This is a genomic window from Pseudofrankia coriaricola (assembly GCF_032027725.1).
Lineage (GTDB): Bacteria > Actinomycetota > Actinomycetes > Frankiales > Frankiaceae > Pseudofrankia.
In genome coordinates this window covers 39364-50918 of sequence record NZ_JASNFO010000025.1, presented here as the reverse complement: position 1 = coordinate 50918, position 11555 = coordinate 39364, and the positions used below count along the sequence as shown (strand labels likewise).

Genomic DNA, 11555 nt, shown 5'->3' with positions numbered 1-11555 from the left:
CCGGCGTTTGCAAGGGGCGACGACGGGTACGCGGACTCAACGTCCGACCCGCATCAGCGGCCTGTCGGCAACGGGCAATCCTCGATACCGGCAAGCTCGCGCGGGCGTGAGGCCGGCGGCGTCCCGGCACCACGAACATTTCGGGCAGTGGCGTCCCGACATACGCAAAGGAGCGCGCGCGTGACCACACAGGAACGTCACTGGACGACGACCGACGCCGGCGCGCCGGCCCCCAGCGACGAGCACTCGCTGTCCGTCGGAACGGATGGTCCCCTCCTGCTGCAGGACCACTACCTGATCGAGCAGATGGCGAACTTCAACCGGGAGCGCATCCCGGAGCGCCAGCCGCACGCCAAGGGTGGTGGCGCGTTCGGCACCTTCGAGGTCACACGGGACGTGAGCGCCTACACCCGGGCGGCGATTTTCCAGCCCGACGCCAGGACGGAGGCCATCGCGCGGTTCTCCACGGTGGCCGGAGAGCGCGGCAGCCCGGACACCTGGCGCGACCCGCGCGGCTTCGCGCTGAAGTTCTACACGACCGAGGGCAATTTTGACCTCGTCTGCAACAACACGCCGGTGTTCTTCGTGCGCGACCCGATGAAGTTCCAGCACTTCATCCGCTCGCAGAAGCGGCGGGCCGACAACAACATGCGCGACAACGACATGCAGTGGGATTTCTGGACACTGTCCCCCGAATCCGCCCACCAGGTCACCTGGCTGATGGGCGACCGCGGCATCCCGAAGACGTGGCGCTACATGAACGGCTACTCGAGCCACACCTACATGTGGATCAACGCCGCCGGTGAGAAGTTCTGGGTGAAGTACCACTTCAAGACCGACCAGGGCGTCGACTTCCTCACCCAGAAGGAGGCCGACCAGCTCGCCGGGTCGGACGGCGACTACCACCAGCGCGACCTGTACGAGTCGATCAAGGCCGGGAACTTCCCGAGCTGGACCCTGAAGATGCAGATCATGCCGTTCGAGGAGGCCAAGACCTACCGGTTCAACCCCTTCGACCTGACCAAGGTGTGGCCGCACGGCGACTACCCGCTGCACGAGGTCGGCCGGCTGACGCTCAACCGCAACGTCACCGACTACCACACCGAGATCGAGCAGCTCGCGTTCGAGCCGAACAACCTCGTCCCCGGCACGGGCCTCTCGCCGGACAAGATGCTGCTCGCCCGCGGGTTCAGCTACTCCGACGCCCACCGGGCGCGCCTCGGCGTCAACTACAAGCAGATCCCGGTGAACGCCCCGCACGTGCCCGTCCACAGCTACGCCAAGGAAGGCGCGATGCGCATCCAGAACGCCGCCGACCCGGTGTACGCGCCGAACTCCTACGGCGGCCCGAAGGCCGACCCGGCGCTGGCCGGCGGCGACGGCCTCTGGTACTCCGACGGCGACATGGTGCGCACCGCTTACACCCTGCGCGAGGATGACGACGACTGGGGCCAGGCCGGCACGATGGTCCGCGACGTCCTGGACGACGCGGCCCGGGAGCGCCTGGCCAACAACATCGTCGGCCACCTGCTCAAGGCCGTGAGCGAGCCGGTCCTCGTCCGTGCCTTCGAGTACTGGCGCAACGTCGACAAGAACCTCGGCGACGCCGTCGAGGCCGGCGTCCGCTCCAGCCAGAACGCCTAGCCGAACAATCCGGGCCGCCCTTCCGGGAACGTTCCCCAAACGGTCTCTGGCCTGGTCACCACCGGTGGCCAGGCCAGAGCCGTGTCATGCCCCGGGCGGCCTGCCCCAGCGCCGCCACCCACGAACGGATTCCTTGCTGTACCGGGCCGTCAACGAGGACCCGGACCTCTCCGGTCTTACCGGACCGCTTCGCCCGCTCGTCGAGCGCGCGTTCCGCAAGAACCCGGCGGTGCGCCCGACTCCCCGCGCCCCGTCGGGCCCACGGCCACCGGTCGACCGCCGCCGCGCCGGTCTCGCTCAGCCCACCTCGGACGCGAGCCGCCGCGCGAGGTCCGGAATCCAGGGATGGCGGCCGGCGACATCCGTCACGAAGTCGTCGACGTCGTGTGCGCCCAGCACGAGCCGGCCGACCGCGGCGGCGAGCGCGTGGGGCCGAGCCCCGACGGATCCGCCGCGGGCCTCCCAGAGGTAGCCCGCACGCAGCGCCTGGTTGAGCTCCCGGTGGCGCCCCGCGTCCAGGATGGTCCGCAGGTCGTCGGCGAGCTGGGCACGCTCCCGGCGCAGGCGGTCCGCCAGCGTTGCACGCCGCTCGCGCCACTCGCCGGACCGCGCGCGGTGCTCCAGCTCGGACTCGATGTGCTGGACGGCGTGCCGGCCGATCAGGTTGTCGGGCAGCAGTCGGGCGAAGTACTGGACCTGCTCGTCGACCGATGCCTCCCGCAGACTGTCGTCGCGGTCGACCCGGCTACCCGCCCAGCGGACCAGCGAGCCGATCTTGTCGGCGCCCCGGCGGTCCCACACCATCTGTGTGATGTCCCGACGACGGATTACCTCACGAAAGTCGGCGTTGCCGTCGTCGTGTTCCGCGTTACCACGGACGACCACCATAAGGTTCCGCTCACGGGCGCGCTGGCGCTGATGAATCCGGCGCCGTTCCTGCCGGGCGGACCGGCGCGCGGTCGAGGGCAGCACGGACTCGGCCATATCCTTCGTCTTCTCGCCGTGGTTGCGCACGACGCACACTCCTCCTGGCCGCCAGCGCCGGGCACCGTATGGCCCGACTGGCCAACTGGCGGCTATCTCATTCGCTTCGTCATGGCTTCACCTCCTCCATGCGAGCACTCCAGAATTTCACCGGATAAGCCTGCCGTCCGCAACGCAATTTCCCGGGGAAACCGCGCTGTCGGGCACCGTCGCGCGGTCAGGCTGGCGGGGCCATGCCCGCGCGCAGCATGAGCAGCGCCCCGACGCCGATGACCATCACAGCACTCACCACCGGCCCCGCGGCCAAGGCGGACGCGGCGAGCCGCGGCGCTCTGCGCCGCAGCCGGAGCAGCAGCGGGCGCAGCGACCGGTCGAGCAGGTACCCGACGCCGACGAGGGTGGCGGCCATGCCGAGGCCGTAGGCGATGACCAGCAGGACCCCGAACGACGCCCGCCCGACGCTGATCGCGCCCAGCAGCACCACGACCGCCGATGGCGTCGGCACCATGCCGCCGGCGAGGCCGGTCAGCAGCAGCGACCGAAGGCGCGGCGGGGTCCCGTCGGCCGCCAGCAGCGGCGCGTGGCTGTGCCACCGGCCACCGTGCCGATGACGGTGAGCCTCACCGCCGCGCGCGCGGTCATGGCCGGCGTGGCCGCCGCCAGGTACCTGGTCGTGGGCGTGGTCACCCTCGTGCCCATGACCGTGACCGTGGTCGTCGGCGTGATCGTGGTTCCCGTCCGCATGGCCGCCACCGTGGTCGTCGCCGTGCGCATGGGCACGGCCGTACGCGTGATCATGGTGGTGATGCCCATGCCCATGGTCGTGCGTATGGTCGTCGGCGTGATCGTGCTGGCCGTACGGATGGCCGCCGTCGTGGTCCGCGCCGTGCGTATGGGCATGGCCATGCGCGTGATCACGGTGGTGATGTCCATGGCTGTGGCCATGCGTGTGGTCATCGCCGCGGTGGTCGGGGCCTAGCAGGCCCGCCAGTCGGGGGGCGCCGCGGCCGAGCCTGGATCGCAGCAGGCCGAGGCCAAGGCCGATCATGAGCAGGCCGCTGGCGGCGCCGAGCCACGGGTAGAGGCGTTCGGGCGCAAGACCTGCCGACGCGGACAGCGTCACGGCCAGCAGGAACACCCCGAGGGTGTGGGTCAGCGTGACGGCGCCCGCCATTCCCGCGAGCTGCCTGCCGGTCGCCCGCCGCCCGACGATCATGGCCGCCATCAGGGTCTTGCCGTGGCCGGGCGCGAACGCGTGCGCCGCGCCGAGGCCGAGCGCCACGACGAGGGCGAGGGCGGCGGCGCCGAGGGTCAGCGCCGAGTCCGGGCCGACGAGTCCGGTGAACCGAGCGGTCAGCCCGCCGTTCCCGGGCCGGGAGACGGACTGACCGCCGCTGGACGCTTCGCCCACCGTGCCGGCGGCGCCATCGTCCGCGACCTCCGGGAACGCGTCGGCGGCCACCGGGCCGCCGGGCCGGGCACGCAGCGACGCCCGCGTGACGTCGGACCGGCCGGCGAGCGGGTCGGTCGGGTAGGCGGTGAGCAGCGCGCTCGAGGACCGGTCCGGGACGTCGCTGCGGACAAGCGTGGCCGCGTCGCCGACCGCGATCGTCTCCCGCCAGCCAGACCGGTCGGTGTAGGCGCGCAGCGCGTACACGACGTCGGTGCCGCCCGCGTCCAGCAGCCCCGGCGTGATGGCGGTGCTGTACCGGCAGACAAGCCGCATCGTGGACAGGCCGCCCTGGCCCGGTGGGAAGGTGACCGCTCCCCCGGTGGGGGCCAGCTGGGCCGGTGTGCCGGCCACGGCCACCCGAAGGTCGCCCGCGACTCTGGCGCACTCCCGGTCCCGCCACGCCGCCGGCCCGGCCTCGTCCACGTCGGGCCGCAGCTGGGTCGCCGGGATCTCGGCGAAGTCGACGACCACGTCGACCCGGACCCGGTCCGGCGCCACCCGCAGCACGCTCGCGGTGTTCACGGTGAAGCTGCCGAGGGGGTGGGCGGAGGCGGCGCCGGCCGCGAGCGCCAGGAAGAAGGTCACCAGGCAGACGAGCACGGCCGGACGGCGCAGGCGACGACGGGAGCGCCACCGCGACCGCGGGGCGTCGGTCCGCACCGAGCCGGCGGCGGGCAGCGGGCGGGCGGTCATCGGTCGCCGCCCGTCGGGCGCTGGCCGTCGAGGGAGGCGAGCAGAGCGACGGCCCGCGGCGCGTGCAGCGGGGAGAAGTGCGGGTCGAGGCCAAGCGCGGCCCGCAGGTCGCCGGCGGCGGCGTCACGCTGGCCGAGGGCCGCCTCGATGACGCCGAGGTGGTAACGGAACAGTGCCCGTGGCGTGCCGAGCGCGACGGCGGCGCGCGCGTAGGCGAGCGCCTCGTCGTCGCGGCCGAGCCGGTGCAGCGCCCAGGCGTGCGCGTCGTCGACGAACACGCCGGCGCGACGCGGCTGGGCGGGGGTGAGCGCCGCGAGCGCCGCGGCCGGGTCGCCGTGGTCGGCCTCGAACAACGCGAGCTCCACGTCGACGTCGACGCCCTGCGCGCGGAACAGGGCCGCGGTCGCCCGGGCGAGCGTGTACTGCTGCTGGGCTTCGGGCAGCCGGTCGAGCGACTCGAGCAGCTCGCCGTACTCGATGACCAGCGCCGGTTGCGGCGAGCGGCCGACGGCCGTCCGGTAGTCGGCGAGCGCCGCGCCGGTCTGCCCGCGAGCGGCGGCGACGCGCGCCCGGCCCGCGAGCAGCGGGGCCGACGCCGGGTCGGCGGCCAGGCCTCGGCGGTAGGCGTCGTCGGCACCGGCCAGGTCGCCGGTGCCGCGGGCGAGCTCACCGAGCTGCAGCCAGGCGAAGGCGGCGTCGGCCGGTGAGGTGGCGTCGGCCAGCACCCGCCGCAGCGTCTCCCTGGCCGGTTCGACCTCGCCGCGCAGCTCGAAGGTGTAGGACGCCCTGGCCAGCGACGAGACGTCCGGGCGAAGGTCGACCATCCGCTGCACCGCCTGCCAGGCCTCGGGGTAGCGGCCCAGCTCGATGAGCGCGTCGGCGCGCACGCCCTGGGCGGGTGCGCTGAACTCGTTGACGGCGATCGCGGCGTCGGCGAGCCGCAGCGCCGCCGGGAAGTCGTGCCGGGCGGCGGCCAGCGACGCCTGCCCGGCAAGTGCCAGGTCGTTGCCGTCGGGGTGGACCCGCAGCGACCTGGCAAAGGCGTTCTCGGCCCGCGGGTAGGAGGTCGGATCCCCGGTGATCCTCGCCTGCGCGACGTAGGCCGCGCCGAGCGCCGCCCAGCCCGGCCAGTCTCCGGGCAGGGCACGCAGCCGCGTGGTCAGCGTGTCGATCTGGCGGCCGACCTGGGCCACCGGACCGGCGCCCTGCCCGCCGGCGGCGCTCTCGCTGGCGGCCGGCCGGCCGCCGGCCCCGGTCGGGCCCACGCCCACCAGCGCCGCGACGGTCGCCGTCGCGGCCAGCACAGCCACTGTGAGCATGGCGCCGAGTGCGGCGCGGCTCGCTCGTCGTCTCATCGTTCGCCCCTTGACGTCCGCCGCGGTGGCCACCGGGCGCGAGTCGGCCCGGCCGGCCAACCGACGGTCCTCGACGATCTGCCGCCTTCTCTTCGAGGCCGCCAGGGACTCGGACCGGTCACTTGACGTGTCAGGTATGCGACAGGGCGCGTCCGCGGGCGTGCACCCATCCGCGCAGAGGCCGGCCCCGAACAGCTCGTGCGAGGCCGGCGACGGGCCGGCCCGCGCGACCCTCCGAGGTGATCCGTGAACCAACAACTGACCGTCCGCAAGGTTTCCCCGGAACCCCGCCCGCCTTCTCGCCCGCGCCGGGACCTTCGGCGCGGCCTGGCGGGGATTGCCGCACTGGCCCTGGGCGCGGCCGCGGCCGTCGTCGCGACGCCGCTCGCCGGCAATGCGTCCAGTCACCGGGAGGCGCCGCTGATCGCCGCGGACCCGACGGTGGACAACACGGACACGTATGCGTTCGTGAGCCCGGACGCGCCGGACACAGTGACGCTGGTGGCGAACTGGTCGCCGTTCTCCGAGCCGGCCGGCGGCCCGAACTTCTTCCCGTTCGCGACCGACGCCCGCTACAACCTGCACGTCGACGCGGACGGCGACGCGAAGGCGGACTCGACCTACCGGTGGACGTTCACGTCGCACTACAAGAACCCGAACACGTTCCTCTACAACACCGGCGCGGTCACGGCGCTGAACGACCCTGACCTGAACTTCACCCAGGTGTACAAGCTGGAGCTGGTCCGGGGTGGGCGGACCACGGTGCTGGCCGACAACGTGCCGGTGGCGCCGTCGAACGTAGGCGTCGCCTCGATGCCGGACTACGCGAAGCTGCGGTCCGACGCGGTGCGCACCCTGCCCGGTGGCCTGAGGACCTTCGCGGGCCAGGCCGACGACCCGTTCTTCCTGGACCTGCGGGTGTTCGACCTGCTCTATGGCGGCAATGCGACGGAGATCGGGAAGGACACTCTCGCCGGGTACAACGTGAACTCGATCGTGCTGCAGGTGCCGAAGAAGGACCTGGCGCTGAAGGGGGACCCGGCCCGTAACCCGGTGATCGGGGCCTGGAGCACCACCGACCGGCGCAGCCTGCGCGTTCTGCCCGGCACTGGGGGGAACGGCCAGCCGACGAACGGTGGCGGCTGGTCGCAGGTGTCCCGGCTCGGCTCGCCGCTGGTCAACGAGGTGGTCGTTCCGGTCGGGCAGAAGGACCGGTTCAACAACTCCAACCCGGACCGCGATGCCCAGTTCCTGCGCTACGTCACCAGTCCGGAGCTTCCCAAGCTGATCCAGGCCATCTACAACATTCCCTCGCCTCAGGAACCGCGCAATGACCTGGTGGCGGCCTTCCTGACCGGGGTGAGCAAGGCGAACCTCGGCGTCGACCTGAACGCGCACACGCTGAACAAGGACGCCGCCCCGAACAGGATCGTCCCCTACGAGGCGCTACGGCTGAACATGTCGGTCCCGCCCGCGGCGCACCCGCACCGCCTCGGCGTGGTCGGCGGTGACACCGCCGGGTTCCCGAACGGGCGGCGACTGATCGACGACGTCGTCGACATCGAGCTGCAGGCCGTCCAGGGCGTCCTGCTGCCGAACCCGCCGGCGGCGGCGAAGGCACTCGGGGACGCCGTGAACGCCAACAACGTGCCGTTCGCCACCGCGTTCCCCTACGTCGCCCTGCCCACCCCCGGCTCCCGCTGACACATGAGCGGCTGACCCGCGGCTGACCCGCGGCTGACCCGCGGCTGAGCCGCCGCCAACCTCATCGCATCACCGGACAGGGCCGCGACGCCACCGCGTCGCGGCCCTCGCTCCGGTCGTGGACGGAAGGTCACGCGTCGCGGAAGCGGAGAAGCAGCGCGCCGGTGAGGAGGGCGGCGGCGGCCCAGGCGGCGAGCACCCCCAGGCCGGACCAGGGCGCGATGGGCAGGGTGTCCAGGTTGGTGGTGGCCTGGATCTCCAGGCCGGCGGTCATGGGGCTGAGCTGGTTGAGGTGGCGTTGCCAGTGGGGGTTGGCGGTGGCCGCGGCGATGATCGGTAACACGTACAGCAGGCCAAGGACGATGCCGATGGCGGCGGCGGTGTCGCGGACGGCCGTGGCGATACCCAGAGCCAGCAGGGCGATCAGCGCCAGGTAGAGGACCGATCCGCCGGCGGCCCGCAGGACCGGCCCGTCCGTCAGGGTCAGCGCCGTGAAACCGCGCGACGGGCCGAGGCCGTGGCCGGGCAGCAGCAGCCGGCCGGCCAGCAGCGAGCCGAGGACCCCGGCGGTCGAGGCGATCAGGACCGGGACCGTCACCGTGACGGCCTTCGCGGCCAGCAGCGTCAGCCGGCCGGGGACCGCCGTCAGGGTCACCCGGATCAGGCCGGTGCCGTACTCGGCGCCGACGGCCGTCGTCGCGAGGACGGCGACCACCGCCTGGCCGAGCTGGACGCCCGTGAGGCTCAGCTTCGCGGTGTCGACGGGGCATTCGCCTCCCGGCCGGCAGTGGGTGGCGGCGGCCGCCGCCGCGCTGACCGCGATGGTCAGCACGGCGGCGGCGACGAGCAGCCAGCCAGGCCCGGCGACGGTCCGCTGCTTGGTCCACTCCGCGCGCAGCGCGTGCCGGCCGGCGAGCCAGGCGTCTCGCGGCGACGTCCGCTGGTCCTGACGCGTCAGGGCCGGTGCCGTCGCCGTCATGCGTCGCGCCGGCGCAGCAGGACGTACGCGACGGCCAGCGCGGCCGCGGCGTAGCCGCACAGAACGGCGAAGCCGGCCCACGGCGAGAGCGGGAAGTATGCCGGCGGCGAGTACTCGGCCGTGACCTGGGCGTAGCGCGGGATGCTCTGCTCGATCGCGAAGCCGGCGGCCGGGGTGACCCGCAGCACCCATTCGCGGGCCTCGACCGGCAGCGCGGGTACCACGCCCAGCAGGTAGGGCAGCACGATCCCGACGACGACGGCGGCGACCGCGGCGGCGCCGCGCCGCAGGATCACCCCGACGGCGAGGGCGAGCACCGCGCAGACGGCGACCAGCAGCGCGGTTCCGACTATCACCCGTGCCTCGGTCGGTCCGCTCACCGGCAGCACGTACGACCCCTCGTCGCGGGAGAGCCGCGCACCCACCGGGACCGCGATGGCCGCCGCTACCAGCGCGGCGGCGAACGTGGCGGCGCCGATCACGACCGCCTTCGCGGCCAGCACCCGGCCCCGGCCCGGCATCGCGGCCAGCGTGACGCGGACCAGGCCGCGCCGGTACTCGGCGGTCGCGAACATCGCGGCGACCACGACCAGCGTGATCAGCCCGAGGAAGACGCCCTGCAGATGGTCCTCGATCGCCGCGGTCGGGGCGGGGCTGGAGCTCATGCCGGGCACCGCCGGCGCGATGTCGCCGGACCCGGTGACCCTGATCTGGTCGCCGGCCCGTTCGTAGGAGCCCGGCTGGTCGCCGCCCGGCCTCGCCCCTGGCGCACCGTCGCCGGCGATGGCCTCGCCGGTCCAGCCCGCGCCCGTCGTCGCACCGGACAGCAGGACATGGTCGAACGTGCCCGTCGCCGTACTCGAGGTGCCGGTCGCGGACGAGCCGCCGAAGGACTCGGTGACGACCAGGACGCCGGGTGAGGTGGCGAACAGCCCGACCTGGACCGTGGCCGGCAGGCCGGCCAGGTGAGCGGTGGCCACCTTGGTCCAGGTGACACCATCGGCCGAGTCGTAGCCGGTGACCGTGTCGCCGGCGCGGGTGAGCCGCAGCCATTGCGGCGACGCGGCGGCGACCGGGCCGGCCAGGCCGGCGACGTCGTGGGTGAAGTTCCACTGCATCCGGGTGCCGTGGCCGCCGGTGGCCGTCATCGCCGCGTAGGCCGACCCGGGGGTCGTGCTCGCCTTGATGATGATTCCGGCCTTGGACCAGGGCTGGGTCGCGTCGACGCCGCCGGCCTGCTGCCCCGGGTCCGCCGGGGTGGCGGGAGGCACCGCCGAGCCGGCCGAAGGCTCCGCCGGGGCGGGAGGTGCCGCCGAGTAGTGGCCGGTCAGCGACGTCATCCGGACGGTGATGGCACCGTCGCCGGCGAGCGGCTGACGCACGAAGTAGAAGGAGTCGGTGACCGCCTGGCCGCCCGGCCCGGTGGGCAGTGGCTGGTAGCAGGCCTTGCCGGACCCCTGGTCACAGGAAATGGTGCTGTGGACGGCGAACAGCCCGACCACGTCGATGAGCGCGGCGCCGATGAGCACGGCGAGGACCCAGCCGCGCAGCGTCCGGAACTTGGTCCATTCGGCCCGCAGCATCCGGCCGAAGGTGGATCGCCCACGCGGTTCGGCCGGCGTGGCGACGGGCGGCGACAGCGTGCTGGTCATCGGGCCAGGTCCTTTCGCGTCGCGTCCTCCAAGGCGGCGGACGCGGTGGGCGCGGGCCGCGCGGCGTACTCGACGGACCCGCGGGTGAGGTCCAGGTAGGCCCGTTCGAGGCTGGCCTGCTCGGCGGCGACCTCGGCGAACGGGACGCCGGCCGCGCTCAGCACCGCGACGACCTCCCCGGCGGGAAGGCCGGCGATGGTCAGCGTCTCTCCGCCCGTGGGCATCACCGACGCGCCCGCGCGTTCGAGCGCCGCCGCGGCCGCTGGTGGGGCGCTCGTGCGTAGCCGGACCCTGTTTCCGGCCGCGGCCGCGAGCAGCGCCGCTGTGGAGGTGTCCGCGATCAGCCGGCCACGCCCGACGATGAGCAGGTGGTCGGCGGTGTCCTGCAGCTCGCCCATCAGATGGCTGGAGACCAGCACGGTCCGGCCGTCGTCGGCGAGCCCCCGCAGGAAGCCGCGCATCCACACGATCCCCTCGGGATCCATCCCGTTGAACGGCTCGTCGAACATCAGCACGGGTGGGTCGCCGAGCAGCGCGGCGGCGATCCCGAGCCGCTGGCGCATCCCCAGCGAGTAGCCGCCGGCCTTGCGCCGCGCCGCGCCGGTCAGGCCGACAAGGTCAAGCACCTCGTCGACGCGGCGGCCGGTGAGGCCCTGCGAGTGGGCCAGCCACATCAGGTGGTTGCGGGCGCTGCGGCCCGGCTGCGGCGCCGCGGCATCCAGCAGCGACCCGACGTGGCTCAGCGGGCGCGGCAGGGCCGCGTACCGCCGGCCGCCGACCAGCGCGGTGCCGGCGTCGGGTGCGTCCAGGCCGAGGATCACCCGCATCGTCGTGGACTTGCCGGCCCCGTTGGGGCCGACGAACCCGGTGACCCGGCCGGGCGAGACCGTGAACGTCATCCCGTCCAGCGCTGTCGTCGACCCGAACCGTTTGCGCAGGCCGTCGACCTCAATGCTCGTTCCCATCCGGATAGCCCTCCCATTCCGCGTGTCGTTGCGGGCATGACGGAGTTCTATGGAGCGGGCGCTGACACGGACCGAACGATGGCCGTTATCTCGGTGTTAGGCCCGGCCGGCCATCCTGGGCGGCAG

8 protein-coding genes are annotated in these 11555 nt (G+C 73.3%); 2 read left to right on the top strand and 6 right to left on the bottom strand.

The features are described 5' to 3' along the window. The first annotated feature begins 180 nt into the window (after positions 1 to 180). The gene (locus QOZ89_RS14480; protein WP_312624015.1) at positions 181 to 1644 is read left to right on the top strand and encodes a catalase; all 1464 of its coding nucleotides are present in this window, start codon (positions 181 to 183) and stop codon (positions 1642 to 1644) included. A gap of 297 nt (positions 1645 to 1941) precedes the next feature. Here the strand turns inward: QOZ89_RS14480 and QOZ89_RS14475 are convergent, their stop codons facing one another. The 3 genes from QOZ89_RS14475 to QOZ89_RS14465 form a co-directional block, all read right to left on the bottom strand. Next, positions 1942 to 2658: a hypothetical protein gene (locus tag QOZ89_RS14475; protein WP_071048688.1), complete on the bottom strand. Its 717-nt coding sequence runs from the start codon at positions 2656 to 2658 to the stop codon at positions 1942 to 1944. 187 nt (positions 2659 to 2845) lie between these two features. Further along, positions 2846 to 4774, bottom strand: coding sequence for a high frequency lysogenization protein HflD (locus QOZ89_RS14470; protein WP_312624014.1), 1929 nt, complete (start codon positions 4772 to 4774; stop codon positions 2846 to 2848). Then, complete coding sequence (locus QOZ89_RS14465) at positions 4771 to 6129, bottom strand: tetratricopeptide repeat protein (RefSeq protein WP_071048702.1); 1359 nt, start codon at positions 6127 to 6129, stop codon at positions 4771 to 4773. Before QOZ89_RS14465 ends, QOZ89_RS14470 begins: the two co-directional genes overlap by 4 nt. A gap of 246 nt (positions 6130 to 6375) precedes the next feature. Between QOZ89_RS14465 and QOZ89_RS14460 the strand changes: the two genes are divergently transcribed. Beyond that, a complete protein-coding gene (locus QOZ89_RS14460; protein ID WP_312624013.1) occupies positions 6376 to 7833 on the top strand; it encodes a DUF4331 domain-containing protein in 1458 nt (485 codons plus the stop codon). 130 nt (positions 7834 to 7963) lie between these two features. On the opposite strand, the gene QOZ89_RS14455 is transcribed toward QOZ89_RS14460, so the two are convergent. The 3 genes from QOZ89_RS14455 to QOZ89_RS14445 are packed head-to-tail and all read right to left on the bottom strand — an operon-like array spanning position 7964 to position 11429. Next, on the bottom strand, positions 7964 to 8812 hold the full coding sequence (locus QOZ89_RS14455) for an ABC transporter permease (protein ID WP_083418572.1): 849 nt from the start codon (positions 8810 to 8812) through the stop codon (positions 7964 to 7966). Continuing rightward, positions 8809 to 10464, bottom strand: coding sequence for a DUF1349 domain-containing protein (locus tag QOZ89_RS14450; protein WP_312624012.1), 1656 nt, complete (start codon positions 10462 to 10464; stop codon positions 8809 to 8811). Before QOZ89_RS14450 ends, QOZ89_RS14455 begins: the two co-directional genes overlap by 4 nt. Further along, the gene (locus QOZ89_RS14445; RefSeq protein ID WP_071048691.1) at positions 10461 to 11429 is read right to left on the bottom strand and encodes an ABC transporter ATP-binding protein; all 969 of its coding nucleotides are present in this window, start codon (positions 11427 to 11429) and stop codon (positions 10461 to 10463) included. The genes QOZ89_RS14450 and QOZ89_RS14445 overlap by 4 nt, the downstream gene beginning before the upstream one ends. Positions 11430 to 11555: the final 126 nt, after the last annotated feature.